Origin of the sequence: Streptomyces sp. NPDC057900 (genome assembly GCF_042887885.1) — a bacterium.
Taxonomy (GTDB): Bacteria; Actinomycetota; Actinomycetes; order Streptomycetales; family Streptomycetaceae; genus Streptomyces.
This window is the reverse complement of the sequence record NZ_JBHVOI010000004.1, coordinates 41,896-59,189: the sequence shown is the minus strand read 5'-3', so window position 1 is coordinate 59,189 and position 17,294 is coordinate 41,896. Positions and strand designations below refer to the sequence as shown.

Genomic DNA, 17,294 nt, shown 5'->3' with positions numbered 1-17,294 from the left:
GAGGCCGGGCTGTTCACCCCGTGGGGCTGAGCAGCCCGGTCCGCTCGTTGCGGGGCAGCGACAGCAGCCGGGCGGTGTCGCCCCGTCCGGCGTGCGGGAGCAGCAGGATGCGCAGCAGGTCGATCATGCGGTCCATCAGCCCGCGCGCCGCCGCCAGGCCCTCCACGTCCTCGCCCGGTGCGAACTGGTCCTGGACGAAGGCGGGGAAGCCGCTGCCCGGCACGATCATCCGGTTGAGCAGGACGTTGTCGATGAGCTGTCCGTAGACCCGGTCGTGGCTGTAGCGGCGTCCGGTGACCACGACCCCGGCCACCTTGTTGGCGAGCGGGCGGTCGAAGCGCAGGTGTCCGACCCCGGCGCGCTCGATGAAGTTCTGCATCACGCCGGCCAGTCCGAACCCGTGGACGGGCGCCGCGTACAGCACTCCGTCGGCCCGGATCATCCGGTCCACCAGGGCCGGGACGTCGTCGTCCTGGGCGCAGGGCAGCGGCCGTATGTTGCAGTCGCCGCAGGGCCCGCAGGGCGTGATGTCGTACTCGGCGAGCGGGATCACATCGAGGTGCACGCCGTGCTCCGCGGCCTGTGCGGCCAGCATCCGCAGGACCCGTCCGGTGAGCCCGTCGGGCCGCTCGGAGCCGTTCAGGGCGGCTATCGACGCCCACGGACCGTGGTCTGTCATGGCTGTATCCCTTCGAGGAAGTTGGTGATGAACGCCTGTCCGGTCCGTGTGGTGATGCTCTCGGGGTGGAACTGCACTCCCTGGACGGGCAGTTCGTGGTGGCGCAGTCCCATCACGCAGCCGTCCTCCCGCGCCCGCGCGGTCACGGTGAGCGCGGCGGGCGCCGGGTCCGCGACGGCCAGTGAGTGGTAGCGGGTGACCTCTGTGCCGTCCGCGAGTCCGGCGAAGACCCCGGAGCCGTCGTGGTCGAGGCGGCTGGTCTTGCCGTGCACGGTGCGCGCGGCCCGCTCGATCCGGCCGCCGAAGGCGAGCCCGATGGCCTGGTGGCCCAGGCAGATCCCGAGCAGCGGGACCTTCTCCGCGAAGTGGCGGACCAGCTCCGGGTGGCCGGAGTCTGCGGGGTGTCCGGGGCCGGGTCCGAGGACCACCGCGTCCGGGCGGCGGGCGGCGAGCTCGGCAGGGGTGTGCGCGTGGGCGGTGACGAGGTCGGTGCGGACGCCGTGCTGCCGCAGGTAGTGGTCGATGATGTGGACGAAGCTGTCGCGTGCGTCGACGAGCAGGATTCTCATGCGGTGAGCACCTCGCCGGTCAGGGCGGCGTACACGGCGCTCATCTTGATCAGCGTCTCGCGCCATTCGCCGTCGGCCGTGGAGTCCGCGACCACCCCGGCGGACGCCTGGAGCGCGTAGCTGCCGGTGTCGGGGTCGTGGACGGCGGTACGGATGCACAGGGCGAGCGTCGCCGCCTGTCCGCGCACGTCGATCAGGCCCAGCGCGCCCGCGTAGGCGCCGCGTGGCCGGCCCTCGATCTCCTGGATCAGCTCCATGGCCCGGACCTTGGGCGCGCCGGTCATGGTGCCGGCCGGGAAGGTGGCGCGCAGCGCGGAGAACACGTCGGCGCCGTCGGCCAGTCGGCCGCTCACCGTGGAGACGAGGTGGTGCACCTGGGCGAAGTGCTCGACCACCATCATCCGTTCGACGGCGAGGGTGCCCGGTACGGAGACCCTGGCGACGTCGTTGCGGCACAGGTCGACGAGCATGATGTGCTCGGCGCGCTCCTTCTCGTCGGCGTGCAGCGCGGCCACCCGGCGGGCGTCCTCGGCCGGGTCCGCGGCCCGCGCGGTGGTACCGGCGATGGGCCGCATGGCCAGGGTCCGGCCCTCGATCCGCAGCAGCAGCTCCGGGCTGGCCCCGACCAGGGTGCGGCCCGCCCACGGCACCAGGTACATGTACGGCGAGGGGTTGCTCCGGCGCAGCCGCCGGTAGGCGTCGAGGGGCGCCAGGGGCGTCGTCACCTCGACGCGGTGGCCGATCTGGATCTGGTAGACGTCGCCCGCCCTGATGTGTTCCAGGCAGCGCTCCACCCGCCGCTCGAACTCCTCGCGGTGGACGGTGCGGCGGACCGCGTACGGCCTGGGCGCGGCCGGCAGCGGGTCGTCCGTGCCGTCCTCGTCGTCGGGCAGGGCCCGTACCAGCTCCGCGAGGCCGTCGCGCAGGATTCCCGGGCCGCCGAACTCGGACGCGAACGCCTGGAGTTGGTCGCTCTCGCCGGTGTCCAGGCGGTAGGTGACGACGTGCCGGAAGAGGGTGAGGGTGATCTCCGGGTCCTTGCCGGGAGCGCGCGGCGGCAGCTGCTCCAGGTGCCAGGCGGCCTCGTAGCCGAGTACGGCGAGGAAGCCGAAGGCGTAGCTGTCGAGCGGTACGCCGGTCTCCACGGCGAAGGCCCCGTGCAGGGTCTCCAGCAGCCGCTGGACGTTCCCGGCGGCGCGGTCCACCAGGGGGCGCAGCCGGTCCACCAGCTCCGGGGCCCCGTCCAGCACGGCCTGTCCGTCCCGCACGGTGATCCGGGCGAGGGTCTCGGCGCCGACGGCGGCGAAGCGGCAGTCCTCGTCGGGCCCGGCCAGGCTCTCGAAGAGGAAGACCTGATCATCACCGAGCAGCCTGCGCAGCTCGGTGGCCAGGGCGAGCGGGGCGTGCGGCGGCAGCGGGGTCCGCGCCACGCGCACCCGCACGGGTGCGGGGTGCGCCCCGGTCGGTGCTGCGGCGGGCTCGACTGCGGTGATGGTCATCGTGGGCGGTCTCTTTCCGGTACGCGAGGGGGGCGGTGGCTTGGCACCAGCCAACCAACTGCGCGTACCGGTGGAGCAGTCCACTGGTCCGGGGTGGCGGCGGACCACTCGCCGCCGGTCCTCAGCCCACCGTTCCGCGCAGCAGCGCGGCGGCCTCCAGCAGCGCGTCCCGGCAGGTGTCCTCGCTGACGCCGGGGACCGCGCAGGCCAGCAGCAGCACCCGGCGGGTGGAACCGGTCACCGCCTGGTGCACGCCGTCGCGGTGCGCGAACTGCGACAGCACGCGCTCGTCGTCGGCGAGGACCAGCCCGCCCGCCTCCAGGGTCACCGGACCGTCCGCGCCGAGGGCGGTGAACTCCTCGGTGCCGTCGGTCAGCCGCAGCCCCACCTCGCCCACCAGCGCGTCCCGGTCGAACAGGCCGAGCGCGACCAGGGTGCGGACCGCCACCGCGTTGACCGCGTCGACGGCGGGGTTGATCCGGGGCCAGGCGCCGAGCGGCTTGGCCCGCAGTCCCCGGTCGATCAGGGCCTGGACGGAGGGCGGGCGCTTGTCGGGGTGGGTGCCGAGCAGCCGGCTCAGCTCCCGGTAGGCGGCGACGTTGGGGGCCGCGCGCACCTCGGCCCGGCTCTTGCCGTTCCACCGGTCGTGGGCCTCGGTCCACACCGCCTCGGCCGCTGCCGGGCCGGTGGCGCCGATGTCCGCCTCCAGGGTCAGTACGTGCACCCCGGGCACCCGCTCGCGGGCCTCCGGCGTCACGTCGACCCTGCGGAAGGTGGGGGTGCCCTGTGCGGTGGCGGTCATCGGGTTCCTCCGGAGAAGGTGAGGGTGTCCAGCGTATGCAGGTTCAAGTCCTCTGCCGTGAGGACGCGTTCGGTGTCGATGAGAATGTTGTAGTGGTTCGGCGCGTGGCACTCGTCAAATCCGGCCACCCGCCCGATCGGCCCGTGCGGGCCCGTCACCACGTCGCCCCGCTCGATCACCGTGCCCGCCCCGAACTCCGCGAAGCCCAGGAACCCCACGTGGTCGACCCGGTCCCCGGTGACGGCGGGCAGGTCGGTGGTGGTGACGAGTTCGTGCACGTCACCGGCGCGCACGCAGCGCGACTGCCAGGGCGACAGCCGCATGCCCCGGTCGGTGCGCCGGTGGAAGAGCAGCTTCACCAGCTGGGCCGGGACCGGCTCCTTGGCGGGCATCCGCAGCCGCTCCTCCCGGGTCCGGCCGATGGCGTACGCCTCCTCGACCAGGTCGACGATGTGCGGGCCGCGGTCGGGTCCGCTGCGGCCGTCGCGCACCGTGCGGTGGAAGTCCGCCATGATCCCGGCGTACTCGTGGTCGAGGGAGGACTTGAACGCCTCGAATCCGTCCAGCATGTCGGCGTACAGCTGCCGGCCGTCCTTGAGGTGCACGGTGATGTCCTTGCGCTCACCGGTCTCCAGCGCCCAGTCCAGGTCGACCAGGACCGGGATGCCGTCGTTGGTGGCCAGGTGCAGTTCGGCGCAGAACTCGACGCCGGTGCGGACGTCTCCGATCGTGGCGTCCGTCAGGGTGAGCGGGCCGAGCACGGTCTCCAGGGCGTCCAGCGCGTTGGGGCCGTTGTCGATGACGCAGCCGCCGCCGCAGCGGTCGAGGTCCTGGTACCAGCCCTCGCTGCCGCTGTGCTCCTCGATCTTCTCCTGGTAGCGGCTGGTGACGTGCGAGATCTCCGAACGGTCGGCCAACTGGGCGGCCAGTTCCTGGACATGGGTGTTGTAGCGGCGGTGGAAGGCGGTGAACAGGGTGGTCGCGTGCTCCTCGGCCAGCCGCACCAGGTGGTGGGCGTCCTCGGCGCGGACGGTCAGCGGCTTCTCGCAGCAGACGTGCACACCGGCCCGCAGGGCGTCGGCCACGACCGGGGCGTGCGCGTGGTTGGGCAGGGTGACGACGACGCCGTCCACCAGTCCGGAGGCGAGGAGTTCGCGGTGGTCGGCGAAGACCTCGGTCCCCGGCGCGAATCCGTCCAGTTTCCGGCGGTCCAGATCGCAGACGGCGGTCAGCCGCAGCTCCGGATCGTCCTCGATGGCCTGAAGGAAGAAGGGGGCGATGACGCCCAGGCCGATCACTCCGATACGCATGACGGTTCGGTCCTTTCCGTTTCCCGGGTCGTTGGGGGTCAGGCGGCGGGCGCGAGGGTACGGACGGCCAGCGCGTCCGGCGCGGCCACGGACAGCTGCTCCGCGAGCGCGGCCAGGCCGTCGGCCACCGGTCCCGGCAGCTCGACGCCCTCGCGCCGCGACTGCTCGTACCGCGCGGCCTCCGGGGCTCCCGGGTAGGTGACGCCCCGCGTGGCGTACCCGGCGGCCGGGGAGTTCACGACCGTGTCGAGGAGGCGGCGGTTCTCCGCGGCGATGGCGTGGGCCGAGCCGAACGCCGAGGGGTCGATCACGATCGCGGTGTGGCCCACGTTGTCGTCGCCGGCCGGTTCGCCCTTCAGCACGCCGGGCCGGGGGCCGTAGGCGGCGCCGGACAGCGGGCCGCACAGCAGGTCCACCAGCAGGGCGAGGCCGAAGCCCTTGGCGCCGCCGGTCGAGGCGGGCCCGCCGAGCCAGGCGACGTCCGCCTCCTCCGCCATGAAGTCGGCCGGGTCGGAGGTCGGGGTGCCGTCGTGCCGGACCAGCCACTCCTGCGGGACCTGCCGGCCCTCCCGGTGGGCGGCCTTGATCTTTCCGGTGGCGACCACCGTGGTGCTCATGTCGAGGACGAACGGGGCGCCCTCGGTCACCGGCACGGCCGCGCTCAGCGGGTTGGTGCCGAGCATCCGCACGGTGCCGCCCAGCGGCGGGGCGACGCCCTGGGCGCCGCAGTTCGTCATCGCCAGGCCGATCAGCCCGGCGGCCGCCGCCTTCTGCGTGTAGTAACCGGCGCTGCCGAAGTGGGTGCTGTTGCGGACGGCGACCATGCCGATGCCGGTCTGCCGCGCCTTGGCCATGGCGATGTCCATGGCCAGGTCCATGGTGACGAGGCCGAGCCCGCGGTCCCCGTCGAGCAGGGCGGCCCCGGCGGTCTCCTGGACGACGCGCGGGGCGGCCGCCGCGGCTATCCGGCCGTCGAGCAGCCGGGGGGCGTAGATGTTCACCAGGCCGTTGGTGCCGTGGGTGGTGAAGCCGTTCGCGTCGGCGTAGGTGATGACGTCGGCGGCGGTGCGCGCCGACTCGGTGTCCAGGCCGCACTCCGTGAGGACGTCGTTGACGAAGGTGGTGAGCTCGGCGAGGGGGACACGGACGGTCATGGCGAATCCTTTTCTGGGTGAGGTTCTCCGGAGGGAGGTGGAGCGGGAGGACGGGTCAGGCGGCCTGGGCGGCGAAGGCGTGCACCAGCTCCTTGATCCGCCGGGCGTACGTGTCCAGGTCGTCCAGGTGCACGAACTCGTTCGCGGTGTGCGCCCCGTTGGCGTCGAGCTGGCCCGGCCCGCAGGCCACCACGTAGCGGCCGGGGCCGGGCGCCCAGATCGCGTCGCAGGTGAACGCGGAGCCGTCGGCAAGTCCGTCGTGCCGGTGGAACCCGGCCTCGTTCAGGACGAGTTCGGCCTCCGCGTCCCGGTTGTTCAGGGTGGGCAGGCCCTGCTTCAGCCAGTCGAGGCGGACGATGCGGCGCCAGTCCTTCACCGTGCGGCGGCTGAACGGGTCGTGGGCGTGCAGATGCGCGAACTCGGTCCTGGCCTCCTCGATCAGCACCTCCAGGGAGGCGGCGAGCAGTTCGGCCTGCTCGGTCGCCGGGTAGGCGATGTTGAGCAGCAACTGCCCACCGCCGTAGACCCGGTTGTGCGCGGTGCCGGTGTGCAGACCGGAGACGCAGAGCTTGGCTCCCATGCCGTGGGCGAGCGGGCCGAGCCGGCGGGCGAGGAAGTCCGCGAGGAAGCCCAGCAGCACGGTGGCGTTGTGGCCGTCGGCGGGGTGGTCGTCGGTGGAGTCCTGGCCGAGCACCGTGATCCGGGGGGTCATCGCGGCGGTGCAGCCGTCCATGAAGGTGTTGCCGGTGGGCTCCGCGAACACCATCAGGCGCCCGGTGAACCCGGCGTCGACCAGGGCGCGGGTGCCGTACGTGCCCATCGCGCCGCCCTCCTCGCCGGGCACCGAGGCGATCTGCACCTCGATCCGGCCGTCCAGCCCGGGGTCCTCCGCGAAGGCGGCGGCGATCCCGGCGGCGGCGGCGACACCCGGGCCCTTGTCGTCGACGGCGCCCCGGCCGTACAGGATCCGCCCGTCCAGCCGGGGCGGGACGTGCGGGCCGACCGTGTCCACGTGGAAGTTGACGACCAGGCGGCGCTCCTGCGGCTGCGGGGCCCCGTGGGCGACGACCACGGAGGGCTGCCCGGCCAAGAACGCGGGCAGATCGCGGGCGGCCGCCTCCCGGACCGGTGCGGGCACCTCGGGGCGCTCCAGGAGTCCGGGCGCGGGTGCCCGGTGCAGTGCGGTGCGGAATCCGCGCTCGGCGGCACCGGCCAGGAAGACCTGCTGCGCGCGGGCCGCCCCGTCCATGGGGCCGCCCTCCAGCGGCGAGACCGAGTCGACGGCCATCAGCTCGGTCAGCCACTCCAGGTCACCGGCGCCGAGGCCGCCGTGGGTGCGGGTGGTGCGGGCCGTCTCAGCCATGGTGGCTGCCCTCCCAGTACATGGGGCTGTCCGTGGATTCGATGAACGCGCGGCTGTCCGTGGTGTCGATGCCGAGCAGCGATGTGCAGCGCCGGGTGTACTCGCGGTAGCCGTCGGCCAGTGCGGCGGGGTCGCCGGCCAGGCCGAGGTGCGGGATGCGGGCCAGGTGGGGTTCCAGGCTGTAGAAGCCCCGGTAGCCGTGGTGCTCCAGCAGGGCCACGCACTCCGCGACGTGGGCGGTGCCCTCGCCGGGCATCGTGAACTCGGCCTCCGAGCCGGTGCGGACGCCGTCCTTGATGTGCACGTGCTCCACCCACGGCAGCACGCCCCGCAGGAAGTCGAGCGAGTCGTAGCCGTAGGCGAGGCCGTTGCCGGTGTCGAAGAGCAGCCGCAGCCGGGGGCTCGCGACCTCCTCCAGCATCCGCACCGTGTGCGCGGCGCTCTGCCCGGCCCAGCCCTGGCAGTTCTCGTGCAGCAGGGTCACGCCGAGCTGCTCGGCCTCGCGGGCCAGCGTCTTCATCCGGCGCAGCGACTCGGCGCGCCAGTCGCGCTCCGGGCGGCCGTCGCCGGGGTACGACATGACCCGCAGCCGGTCGCAGCCGAGCAGCGCGGCCGCCTTGGCGGAGCGCTCCAGGGCCGCCAGCTCGTCGCTCATGGGGGTGGCGACGGTGGTGGACCAGGAGCCCACCGGGGTGTCGACGACGGGCACCCGCAGCCCGGCGACGATGGTGCGCCGGGCCAGGTCGGCGGCGTCACCCGGCTCCAGCTCGTGCAGGCCGAGGCCGCCGACGGTGCGCAACTCGATCGCTCGCATGCCCAGTTCGTGGTGGATGGCCAGCTGTCCCGCCAGGTCGGGGGCGGCCTCGTCCCCGATCCCGCACAGCCGGTCCGCCGTGATGACCAGGTCCTTCGCTGCCGACATCCTTCTCAACCCCCGGCTCGGCAGAAGCGGTTGACGGCGGCCACGACCCGCTCGGCCGCGCCCGGCGCCATGTCCGGGTGCAGGGGCAGCGCGAGGGACTCGCGGGAGAGCCGTTCGGCCACCGGGAAGTCGCCGGGCCCGTGGCCGAGGTGGGCGAACGCGGGCTGGAGGTGCAGCGGGCGCGGGTAGTAGACGGCCGTCTCGATGCCCTCCCGCGCCAGCCGGTCGCGCAGCTCGTCGCGCTGCTGGGCGCGTACGACGTACGTGTAGACGGAGCGCTCCTCGAAGCCGGCCGGCGGCGGCAGCAGTGCCGGGCCCAGCGGGCGCAGCCCCTCCTCGTAGATCGCGGCGATCTCGCGGCGGCGTTCCAGCAGCCGGTCCAGGTGCGGGATCTTGCGGAGCAGGAAACCGGCGGTGATCTCGTCCATCCGGCAGTTGAAGCCGAGCAGCTCGTGGTAGAAGCGCTTGCCGGCGGGCTGGCCGTGGTTGCGCAGCATGCGTGCGGTGCGGGCGAGTTCGGGGTCGTCGGTGACGATCATTCCGGCGTCCCCGATGCCGCCCGCGGGCTTGGCGGGGAAGAAGGAGTACACCCCGGCGTGCCCGTGCCGGCCGGCGGGCCTGCCGTCGACCGTGGCGCCGAGCGCGATCGCGCTGTCCTCGACCAGGTGCAGTCCGCGCCGGGCGGCGAGCTCTGCGAAGGCGCCCATCTTCGGGGAGTTCGAGAACAGGTAGGCCGGGAGCAGCGCCCTGGTGCGGTCCGTGACGGCGGCCTCGGCGGCGGCCGGGTCGAGCAGGCCGGTCTCGTACTCGACGTCCGCGAAGACCGGGCGGGCGCCGCGCAGGGCGACGGTGGAGGCGGTGGAGACGAAGGAGAACGCGGGGGTGACCACCTCGTCGCCGTCACCGAGGCCGAGGGCGGCCAGGATCACGCTCAGCGCTCCGGTGCCGCTGGCCACCGCGATGGCGTGCGCCGCCCCGGTGCGCGCGGCGATCTCCGACTCCAGGCGCTCGACCCTGGACTTCAGGATGAACTCATCGCTCAGTGCGACCTCTTGGAAGACCTCCACGATGTCGTCGGCCCAGTCGGCCGAGCGGGCGGGCCAGTCGAAGTAGGGGATGGCAGTGGTCACGATGCGGCTCCGTAGAAGGCGAGGATCAGGGCGGCGACGCGGTCGGCCTGCTCGTCGGTGAGGTCGGGGTACATCGGCAGCCCCAGGGCCCGGGTCGCCGCGGCGGCGGCGACCGGGACCGGGTGGCGGGAGCCCGGCAGCGGGGCCAGCAGCGGCTGGTCCGTGAGCGGGCGCGGGTAGTACGCCTCGGTGCCGACGCCGTTCGCTTCGAGGTGGGCGGCCAGCTCGTCCCGGCGGTCGCACTCGATGAGGTAGACGTAGTAGACCTGGTTGCTCGGGGTCTTGGCGGGCGCCATCCAGGGGGTGTCGACCGTCCCGGCCAGCGGCGCGAGCAGCCGGTCGTAGCGGGCGGCCAGCTCGGCGCGCCGCTCCGTCTCCTCGCCGAGCCGCTCCAGGCGGTGCAGCAGGAACGCCGCGTGCAGCTCGTCGCACCGGCTGTTGTAGCCGAGCTCCTGGTAGACGTAGGCGCCGTCCGTGGCGTACGCGCCGTCCGTGCCCTGGCCGTGCAAGCGCAGCCGCCGGGCGGCGGCGGCGATCCCGTCGTCGTCGGTGAGCAGCATCCCCGCGTCGCCGAGCGAGCCCAGCGTCTTGGTGGGGAAGAAGGAGAGGACGCCACCGCTGCCCCACAGGCCCGCGTGCACCCCGCCGGCCCACATGTCGATGCCCTCGGCGCTGTCCTCCAGCAGGATCAGCCCGTGCCGGTCCGCCAGGTCCTTGAGCACCTCCATGTCGGCCATCTGCGAGAACAGGTGGACCGGCATGATCGCCCTGGTCCGCTCGGTGATCGCGGCCTCGGCGCGCCTCGGGTCCATCGCGTAGCTGCCGGGCAGCACGTCGACGAGCACGGGCTCCGCGCCCACGTGCAGGACGGCGGAGGCGGTGGCGAAGAAGGTGTACGCGGGGACGATCACCTCGTCGCCGGGGCCGATGCCCGCCGCCCGGAGCAGGATCACCAGGGCGTCGGTCCCGTTGGCGACGGCCACCGCGTGCCGGGCGCCGGTGCGGGCGGCGATCGCCGCCTCCAGTTCCGCGGTGACCGGCCCGGAGGTGAACCGGCCGGAGGCGGCGACCTCACGGATGCGGGCCTCAAGCCGGGGCCAGTCGCGGCGGACGGAGGCGGCGCCGCTGAAGAAGGGGATGGCGGTGGCGTCGCTCATCGGGTGGCCGCCTTCAGGGAGGAGATCAGCCCCGTGACGGCCTGGCGGCGGCCCGCCGCGTCCCTGGCCGCGCCGATCGCCTGGAGCAGCGCGCTGCCCACGATCACGCCGTCCGTCCTGCCGTGCAGCGCGGCGACGTGGTCCGGGCGGGAGATGCCGAACCCGACGGCCATCGGGGTGTCGCCGGCCGCCCGCACCCGCTCCAGGTAGGCGTCGATGCCGGGGTCGAGCTCGGAGCGGACCCCGGTGACGCCGTTCGCCGCGAGGACGTAGAGGAAGCCGCGGGAGGCGGCGGCGGAGGCGGCCATCCGCTCCGGTGAGCTGCCGGGGGCGGTGAAGAAGGTCTGGCCGAGCTCGGTGGCCTCGGCCTGCGCCAGCCATTCGGCGCCCTCACCGACCGGCAGGTCCGGGACGACGAATCCGTCGGCGCCGGCCGACCTGGCGTCGTCGTACAGCTGGGTGAGGCCGTAGCGCAGGAACGGGTTGCAGTAGCCCATCAGCACGATCGGCGCCTCCACCCCGGCGGCCCGCGCCTCCGCGACCACGTCGAGGGTGGCGGCGGTGGTGGTGCCGGTGTCCAGGGCGGCCTGTCCGGTGGCCTGGATGACCGGGCCGTCGCCGAGCGGGTCGGAGAACGGGACCCCGAGCTCGATCACGTCGGCGCCCGCGTCCACCGCGGCGGAGATCAGGCCGACGGTCTCCCCGAGGTGCGGGTAACCGGAGGTGAGGTAGGCGACGAGGGTGGTCTCTTCCTTGGCCCGGTTGTCGGTGAAGGTCTGTTCGAGGCGCTTCATCGGGTGGTCTCCTCACGCTGCTTCAGGGCGGCCATGGCGGAGGTGAGGTCCTTGTCACCGCGGCCGGAGAGGTTGACGAGGATGGTGCTGCCGGGTGCGGACTCGCGGGCCACCTTCAGGGCGCCGGCCACCGCGTGCGCGGACTCCAGGGCCGGGAGGATGCCCTCCTGCGAGCTGAGCGCGGCGAACGCGTCCAGCGCCTCGTTGTCGGAGGCCGAGATGTACTCGACCTTCCCGGTGTCCTTGTAGTGCGAGTGCTCGGGGCCGACGCCCGCGTAGTCGAGGCCGGGCGCGATGGAGTGGGTCAGCTGGATCTGCCCGTCGTCGTCCTGGAGCAGGTAGGTGCGGGTGCCCTGGAGGACGCCGGGGTCGCCGTAGAGCAGCGGGGCCGCGTGCCCGCCCTGGCCGCCCTTGCCCTCGCCCGCCGCCTGTACGCCGACGAGCCGGACCGGGTCGTCGAGGAAGGCGCTGAACATCCCGGCCGCGTTGGAGCCGCCGCCGACGCAGGCGACGACCGCGTCGGGCAGCCGGCCGTTCTCCTCCAGGAACTGGGCGCGGGCCTCGCGGCCGATGACCGACTGGAAGTTGCGCACGATGGTGGGGAAGGGGTGCGGTCCGACGACGGAGCCGAGCAGGTAGTGCGTGGTGTCGGGGCGGGCGATCCACTCGCGGATCGCCGCGTTGATGGCGTCCTTCAGGGTCGCCGTGCCGAGGTCGACCAGCTCGACGCGGGCGCCGAGCAGCTCCATCCGCTGCACGTTGGGGGCCTGGCGCTCCGCGTCGACCCGGCCCATGTAGATGGTGGCTTCGAGGCCGAGGTAGGCACAGGCGGCGGCCACGGCCACGCCGTGCTGGCCGGCGCCGGTCTCCGCGATGATCTGCTTCTTGCCGAGCCGGCGGGCGAGCAGGGCCTGCCCGACCGAGTTGTTGATCTTGTGGGCGCCGGTGTGGGTGAGGTCCTCCCGCTTGAGCCACAGCTTGACGCCGTTCTCGGTGACGCCGAGCCGGTGCAGCTCGGTGATCGGGGTGGGTCGTCCGACGAACATCTTGAGCAGCCGGTCGAGCTCCGCGTTGAACTCCGGGTCGATCAGGGCCTTGTGGTACTCCTCCTCCAGTTCCTGCAGCGGGCCCACCAGGGTCTCCGCGACGAACTGTCCGCCGTACTCGCCGAATCGGCCGTTCACGAGGCCACCTCCAGAATCGGGACCCCGGTGAAGGACCGCAGCTGGGCGGCGGGGTCGGGGCTGCTGAGCAGGGATTCACCGATCAGCGCGGCGTCGAAGCCGTGCGCCGCGATGCGTTCGATGTCGGGGCGGCCGCCGAGGCCGCTCTCGCTGACGGTCAGCACGCCGCGCGGGATGTCGCGGCGCAGCCTGGCCGAGTTGTCGAGGTCCACGGAGAAGGTCTGCAGATCCCGGTTGTTGATGCCGATGATGCGGGCCCCGGAGCGCAGCGCCCGGTCCACCTCGTCCTGGGTGAAGGTCTCCACCAGTGCGTCGAGGCCGAGTCCGTGCGCGGTCTGCACCAGATCGGTGAGCAGCGCGTCACCGACGGCGCGGGCGATGATCAGGACGCCGTCGGCGCCGCTGTCGTGGGCCAGGTGCATCTGCCGGATGTCGACCATGAAGTCCTTGAACAGGACGGGGACGGTGACGTCCGGGTGTTCCGCGACGGTACGGACCAGCTCCGGCGAGCCGCCGAAGAAGGGCGTGTCACCGAGTACGGAGATGGCCGAGGCCCCTCCGTCGATGTACTTCCCGGCCATGGGGACCGCCATCGCGGGGTCGAGCAGCTGTCCCTTGGAGGGGGACTTCGGCTTGATCTCGGCGATGACCGAGATCTCGGGGCCGCTCAGTGCGGCGGCGAACCGGCCGGGTACGGCGGCCGTACGGCGCCCTCTGGCGGCCGCGTCGGCTGCCGCCGGGCCGCTCCAGGCGGCGCGTTTGGCGGCGACTATCTCGTCGAGGTGCGTGGCCATCAGAGGCTCTCCCGGGTGGTCGAGGTGCGGTCGGTGCGGGCTGCGGGCCCGGCCGGGGCGGGCTGCCGCGCGGCGAGCCGGGCGGCCAGTTCGGCCGGTGCTCCGCGCTGTACGGCGTGCCGGGCGAGGTCGAGCGCGGCGGGCAGGTCCGGTGCCTGCCCGGCGAGGTGGAGCACGGCCGCCGCGTTCAGCAGCACCGTGTCGAGCAGCGGGCGGGGCGCCGTGCCGGCCAGGACCTGGCGGGCGAGGACCGCGTTGCGTGCCGGGCCACCGCCCGCCAGTTCGGCGCGGCCCGCCGGGCGCAGGGGCAGCCCGGCCGGGTCCACGGTGGACTCGGTGACGTCGCCGCCGTCCACCTGGAGGACCCGTGCGGGGCCCGCCGTGGTGAGTTCGTCCATCCCGTCGTAGCCCTGGATGACCCAGGTCCGCCGGTAGCCGAGGAGTGCCGCGGCCTGTGCCATGACCTCCTGGTCCTGCCGGGTCGCGGTGCCGATGAGCCGGCCGGTCAGGGGTACGGGGTTGGCGAGCGGCCCGGACAGGTTGAACAGGGTGCGGAAGCCGAGCCTGCGGCGGACCGGGGCCAGCCGGCGCAGCGCCGGGTGGAGCGCCGGGGAGAAGAGGAACGCGAACCGGTCCGCGTCCAGCAGCTCCCCGATGCGCTCCCCGGGGTCGAGCTCGATGCCCAGGGCCTCCAGCAGGTCGGCGCTCCCGCACTGCGAGGTCGACGCCCGGTTGCCGGCCTTGGCGACGGTCGCCCCGGCGGAGGCGGCGACCAGGGCGGCCAGCGTGGAGATGTTGACCGAGCCGCTGCCGTCACCACCGGTGCCGACCACATCGACCGCCGGGCCCGTCCAGCCGACCGGCCTGGCCACCGCGAGCACCGCCCGCACCGTCGCCGCCACCAGGACCGGGGTGGCCCCGCCCACCGCGACGGCGGTCAGGAAGGCAGCGGCCTCCACCTCGTCCGTCGTCTCGTCCAGCAGCTCCGCGACCGCGTCCTCGGCCGCCTGCGCGGAGACCGTCCGGCCCGCGACCGCGTCCCTGGTGACGGCCGGGAGGGCACGGCCGCCGAGCAGGGTGGCCGCCATCAGAGCACCGCCACATTGCTGGCCGCCTCAAGCTTGTTGTGGGTGTCCAGGACGACCGGCGGGATGCCCCACAGCAGGTCCTGCTCCAGCCCGGGTACGGCGGTGACCATGACCGCGGCGTCCAGCTGCGCCAGCTCCGCCGCCGCCCACGCGGCGGCCGCGACCGGCTCCCCGTCCACGACGAGGTCCGGGACCAGCGGGTCGTGGTAGGAGACGGTGGCCCCGGCGGCGCGCAGACCCCGGATGACGTCCAGGGCGGGGGCGTTGCGCAGGTCGGCGACGCCGGATTTGTAACTGACCCCGACGACGAGGACCTTGGCGCCGCTCAGCGTGGAGTCGCGGGCCCCGATCAGCTCCGCCAGCCGCTCCACGACCTGGCCGGGTCGCTTCTCGACCCGGTCGAACGCGGCGGCCACCAGCTTCATGTCGGTGCCGAGGCGGTCCGCGGCCTCGCGCAGGAACAGCGGGTCGACCGGGATGCACTCGCCGCCCACGCCCGGTCCTGGGTAGTGCGGGAGGAATCCGTAGGGCTTGGTGGAGGCGGCGTCGATCACCTCGCGGACCGGTATGTCGAGCTGGCGGCAGAGGTCGGAAAGCTCAAGCGTGAGGCTGATGTTGACCAGTCGGAAGGTGTTCTCGAAGACCTTGGAGAGCTCGGCGACCTCGGTGCGCGAGACCGGCACCACCGTCTCGCAGACCAGTCCGAACAGGGCGGCGGCGCGGCGGGTGCACTCCTCGGTGAGACCGCCCACCACCTTGGGGGTGTTGGTGAGGTTCCAGCCGTTGGTGTTGGCGGGGTCGACCCGCTCCGGGGCCATCGCCACGTGGAAGTCGGTGCCCGGCTCCAGGCCGGTGGCGTCCGCGAGGGCGGCCGCGGCGGCGGCGGTGGTGCCCGGCGGGACGGTGGACTGGAGGATCAGCAGCGTCCCCCGGCGCAGCAGCGGCGCCACCGAATCCATCGCGGAGTTGACGTAATCCAGGTTGGCCTGCTGGTCGCCGGTGACCGGGGTCGGCACGCAGACGATCAGCACATCCGAGCCGGCCAGCTCGCCCGGCTCCGTGGTGGCGCTCAACCGCTCGCTCACCGAGGCCAGTTCGGCGTCGCTCACATCCGGCAGATAGGAACTGCCGCGCGCCACCCGGTCGACCCGCTCGGCGTCCGTGTCCAGCCCGCGGACCGAAAGGCCCGCCGTGGCGAAACCGAGACCGAGCGGGAGACCGGTGTAGCCGAGTCCGACGATTCCCACGCGCAGGGTACGGCTCTCGATCTTCTCGTCGAAGACCTGTGCGCCGTCCCGCCCGTGAATCGCGGGAGCGATTACGCCAGTCATTGCAACCATGGGATTCTCCCTCTGAGTGCTATAAATAAAGGCCGTTGGCGTGATCAATTAGGCCAGTGGGCCGGGGGGACCACCCAGACCACTGCGGGGGAGACGGAGCAGACCAGATGGCCTGGTACCTGTCGGTCCAAGTGGACCGAGACTCGGCTGTACCGCTCACCGCGCAACTGCAGAACGCCATCAAGAGCCGGGTCGAGGACCGGGTTCTGCACCCCGGATCACGATTGCCTTCGAGCCGTCAACTCGCCCTGGACCTGGGGCTTTCGCGCAGTGTGGTGGTCGAGGCGTACGAGCAGCTGATCGCCGAGGGATACCTCGACGCGGTCCGCGGCTCCGGCACCCTCGTCGCGCGGAAACTGCCCGAGAGCGCCGGCGACACCTCGCTGCTGGATTCCCGTCCGGCGACAAGTGCCCGCTGGGACCTGCGGGTAGGGATCGCGAACCTCTCGAATTTCCCGCGCCAGGAGTGGCTCAACTCCTATACGAAGGTGCTCCAGAATGTCGGCCGGGAAGGCATGGACTACCCGCCGGTCGCCGGGATCGCGGAGTTGCGCAATGAACTCTCCGCCTATCTGGGCCGGGTGCGCTCGGTGCACACGGAGCCGGGGCAGGTGATGGTCACCGCGGGATTCGCCCAGGGCCTCGCGCTGCTGGCCGACTCCTTCCAGCGGCTCGGCATCCATGAGCTGGCCATCGAGGAGCCGGGGCACAACGGACAGCGCCGGTTCATCCTGGACACCGGGATCACCCCGGTGGGGGTGCCGGTGGACGAAGAGGGCCTGATCGTCGAGGCGCTGGAGCGCACGGGCGCCCGCGCGGTCCTGGTCACCCCCGCGCACCAGTTCCCGACCGGGGTGATGATGTCGCCGGAGCGCAGGCAGCAGCTGCTGGCCTGGGCGCGGGCGCGGGACGGCTGGATCATCGAGGACGACTACGACGGCGAGTTCTGGTTCGACCGGGGGGCCAGGCCCACCGCGCTCCAGGAGGGCGACCCGGAGCGGGTGGTGTACGCGGGCACCACCAGCAAGGTGCTGGTGCCGGGACTGCGGCTGGGCTGGCTGGCGATACCCCCGAAGCTGTACCCCCTGATGGAACGGGTCCGCTCCCGCCAGGACCAGGGCTCCGACACCCTCACCCAGCTGGCCTTCGCCGAGCTGATGCGCAGCGGACTGCTGGACCGGCACCTGCGCCGGGTCCGCTCCCGCTACCGCTCCCGCCGCGAGGCACTGGCGGCGGCGGTCCACGAGTCCCTGCCGGAGGCCCGGCTCATCGGCTGCGCGGCCGGACTGCACAGCTACGCCGTACTGCCCCCGGGCACCGACGAGGCGGCCGTGGTGCACGGCGCCCAGCGCCGCTCGGTCCTGGTCCGCAGCGGCCGGCAGTTCCGGTTCAGCGGGATGCCCGGCGCGCCGGGGCTGCTCCTGGGGTACGGCTCGCTGCCCCTCACCGGCATCTCGGACGCCATCGAGGCGATCGGCGCGTCCTACCGCGAGGCCGCGCGCGGCTGAA

Annotated in this window: 16 protein-coding genes; 1 reads left to right on the top strand and 15 read right to left on the bottom strand. The window is 73.1% G+C overall.

Translation table 11 applies throughout. From position 1 onward, the window contains the following. Window positions 1-13: 13 nt before the first annotated feature. The 15 genes from ACFVQ0_RS17780 to ACFVQ0_RS17710 form a co-directional block, all read right to left on the bottom strand. The gene (locus ACFVQ0_RS17780; RefSeq protein WP_390088999.1) at window positions 14-679 is read right to left on the bottom strand and encodes a flavodoxin family protein; all 666 of its coding nucleotides are present in this window, start codon (window positions 677-679) and stop codon (window positions 14-16) included. Beyond that, window positions 676-1,248, bottom strand: a complete 573-nt coding sequence (locus ACFVQ0_RS17775) for an anthranilate synthase component II (RefSeq protein ID WP_390088998.1) — start codon at window positions 1,246-1,248, stop codon at window positions 676-678. The genes ACFVQ0_RS17780 and ACFVQ0_RS17775 overlap by 4 nt, the downstream gene beginning before the upstream one ends. Beyond that, window positions 1,245-2,747 (bottom strand): anthranilate synthase component I family protein, encoded by a 1,503-nt coding sequence (locus ACFVQ0_RS17770; RefSeq protein ID WP_390088996.1) that lies wholly within the window; start codon window positions 2,745-2,747, stop codon window positions 1,245-1,247. Before ACFVQ0_RS17770 ends, ACFVQ0_RS17775 begins: the two co-directional genes overlap by 4 nt. 121 nt (window positions 2,748-2,868) lie before the next feature. Continuing rightward, on the bottom strand, window positions 2,869-3,549 hold the full coding sequence (locus ACFVQ0_RS17765; RefSeq protein WP_390088994.1) for a phenylalanine--tRNA ligase beta subunit-related protein: 681 nt from the start codon (window positions 3,547-3,549) through the stop codon (window positions 2,869-2,871). Then, a complete protein-coding gene (locus ACFVQ0_RS17760) occupies window positions 3,546-4,859 on the bottom strand; it encodes a Gfo/Idh/MocA family protein (protein ID WP_390088991.1) in 1,314 nt (437 codons plus the stop codon). The genes ACFVQ0_RS17765 and ACFVQ0_RS17760 overlap by 4 nt, the downstream gene beginning before the upstream one ends. 38 nt (window positions 4,860-4,897) lie before the next feature. Further along, window positions 4,898-6,013 (bottom strand): Ldh family oxidoreductase, encoded by a 1,116-nt coding sequence (locus tag ACFVQ0_RS17755; protein WP_390088989.1) that lies wholly within the window; start codon window positions 6,011-6,013, stop codon window positions 4,898-4,900. A 55-nt stretch (window positions 6,014-6,068) separates the two neighbouring features. Next, entirely contained in the window at window positions 6,069-7,376 is a 1,308-nt protein-coding gene (locus ACFVQ0_RS17750; protein ID WP_390088987.1) for a M20/M25/M40 family metallo-hydrolase, read from the bottom strand. Then, window positions 7,369-8,298, bottom strand: coding sequence for a sugar phosphate isomerase/epimerase family protein (locus ACFVQ0_RS17745; RefSeq protein WP_390088985.1), 930 nt, complete (start codon window positions 8,296-8,298; stop codon window positions 7,369-7,371). The genes ACFVQ0_RS17750 and ACFVQ0_RS17745 overlap by 8 nt, the downstream gene beginning before the upstream one ends. 5 nt (window positions 8,299-8,303) lie before the next feature. After that, on the bottom strand, window positions 8,304-9,428 hold the full coding sequence (locus tag ACFVQ0_RS17740; protein WP_390088983.1) for a DegT/DnrJ/EryC1/StrS family aminotransferase: 1,125 nt from the start codon (window positions 9,426-9,428) through the stop codon (window positions 8,304-8,306). Then, window positions 9,425-10,585: a DegT/DnrJ/EryC1/StrS family aminotransferase gene (locus tag ACFVQ0_RS17735; protein WP_390088981.1), complete on the bottom strand. Its 1,161-nt coding sequence runs from the start codon at window positions 10,583-10,585 to the stop codon at window positions 9,425-9,427. The genes ACFVQ0_RS17740 and ACFVQ0_RS17735 overlap by 4 nt, the downstream gene beginning before the upstream one ends. Further along, a complete protein-coding gene (gene trpA, locus ACFVQ0_RS17730) occupies window positions 10,582-11,379 on the bottom strand; it encodes a tryptophan synthase subunit alpha (protein WP_390088978.1) in 798 nt (265 codons plus the stop codon). The genes ACFVQ0_RS17735 and trpA overlap by 4 nt, the downstream gene beginning before the upstream one ends. Further along, window positions 11,376-12,563, bottom strand: coding sequence for a tryptophan synthase subunit beta (gene trpB / locus ACFVQ0_RS17725; RefSeq protein ID WP_390088977.1), 1,188 nt, complete (start codon window positions 12,561-12,563; stop codon window positions 11,376-11,378). Before trpB ends, trpA begins: the two co-directional genes overlap by 4 nt. Then, the gene (locus ACFVQ0_RS17720; protein WP_390088976.1) at window positions 12,560-13,357 is read right to left on the bottom strand and encodes an indole-3-glycerol-phosphate synthase; all 798 of its coding nucleotides are present in this window, start codon (window positions 13,355-13,357) and stop codon (window positions 12,560-12,562) included. The genes trpB and ACFVQ0_RS17720 overlap by 4 nt, the downstream gene beginning before the upstream one ends. Beyond that, window positions 13,357-14,445 carry an anthranilate phosphoribosyltransferase gene (gene trpD / locus ACFVQ0_RS17715; RefSeq protein WP_390088974.1) on the bottom strand — a complete coding sequence of 363 codons (1,089 nt, stop codon included), beginning with the start codon at window positions 14,443-14,445 and terminating at the stop codon, window positions 13,357-13,359. The genes ACFVQ0_RS17720 and trpD overlap by 1 nt, the downstream gene beginning before the upstream one ends. Then, complete coding sequence (locus tag ACFVQ0_RS17710) at window positions 14,445-15,776, bottom strand: nucleotide sugar dehydrogenase (protein WP_390088972.1); 1,332 nt, start codon at window positions 15,774-15,776, stop codon at window positions 14,445-14,447. The genes trpD and ACFVQ0_RS17710 overlap by 1 nt, the downstream gene beginning before the upstream one ends. Window positions 15,777-15,892: 116 nt before the next feature. Here ACFVQ0_RS17710 and ACFVQ0_RS17705 point away from each other — a divergent pair, with 116 nt between their 5' ends. Then, the gene (locus ACFVQ0_RS17705) at window positions 15,893-17,293 is read left to right on the top strand and encodes a PLP-dependent aminotransferase family protein (protein ID WP_390088970.1); all 1,401 of its coding nucleotides are present in this window, start codon (window positions 15,893-15,895) and stop codon (window positions 17,291-17,293) included. Window position 17,294: the final 1 nt, after the last annotated feature.

What these genes read in the sequence shown, in the direction of transcription:
- ACFVQ0_RS17780 (WP_390088999.1), bottom strand. Translation starts at nt 679, where the DNA reads ATGACAGACCACGGTCCGTGGGCGTCGATAGCCGCCCTGAACGGCTCC.
- ACFVQ0_RS17755 (WP_390088989.1), bottom strand. Translation starts at nt 6,013, where the DNA reads ATGACCGTCCGTGTCCCCCTCGCCGAGCTCACCACCTTCGTCAACGAC.
- ACFVQ0_RS17735 (WP_390088981.1), bottom strand. Translation starts at nt 10,585, where the DNA reads ATGAGCGACGCCACCGCCATCCCCTTCTTCAGCGGCGCCGCCTCCGTC.
- ACFVQ0_RS17745 (WP_390088985.1), bottom strand. Translation starts at nt 8,298, where the DNA reads ATGTCGGCAGCGAAGGACCTGGTCATCACGGCGGACCGGCTGTGCGGG.
- trpD (WP_390088974.1), bottom strand. Translation starts at nt 14,445, where the DNA reads ATGGCGGCCACCCTGCTCGGCGGCCGTGCCCTCCCGGCCGTCACCAGG.
- trpA (WP_390088978.1), bottom strand. Translation starts at nt 11,379, where the DNA reads ATGAAGCGCCTCGAACAGACCTTCACCGACAACCGGGCCAAGGAAGAG.
- ACFVQ0_RS17775 (WP_390088998.1), bottom strand. Translation starts at nt 1,248, where the DNA reads ATGAGAATCCTGCTCGTCGACGCACGCGACAGCTTCGTCCACATCATC.
- ACFVQ0_RS17705 (WP_390088970.1), top strand. Translation starts at nt 15,893, where the DNA reads ATGGCCTGGTACCTGTCGGTCCAAGTGGACCGAGACTCGGCTGTACCG.
- ACFVQ0_RS17770 (WP_390088996.1), bottom strand. Translation starts at nt 2,747, where the DNA reads ATGACCATCACCGCAGTCGAGCCCGCCGCAGCACCGACCGGGGCGCAC.
- ACFVQ0_RS17720 (WP_390088976.1), bottom strand. Translation starts at nt 13,357, where the DNA reads ATGGCCACGCACCTCGACGAGATAGTCGCCGCCAAACGCGCCGCCTGG.
- ACFVQ0_RS17750 (WP_390088987.1), bottom strand. Translation starts at nt 7,376, where the DNA reads ATGGCTGAGACGGCCCGCACCACCCGCACCCACGGCGGCCTCGGCGCC.
- ACFVQ0_RS17710 (WP_390088972.1), bottom strand. Translation starts at nt 15,776, where the DNA reads ATGACTGGCGTAATCGCTCCCGCGATTCACGGGCGGGACGGCGCACAG.
- ACFVQ0_RS17760 (WP_390088991.1), bottom strand. Translation starts at nt 4,859, where the DNA reads ATGCGTATCGGAGTGATCGGCCTGGGCGTCATCGCCCCCTTCTTCCTT.
- ACFVQ0_RS17765 (WP_390088994.1), bottom strand. Translation starts at nt 3,549, where the DNA reads ATGACCGCCACCGCACAGGGCACCCCCACCTTCCGCAGGGTCGACGTG.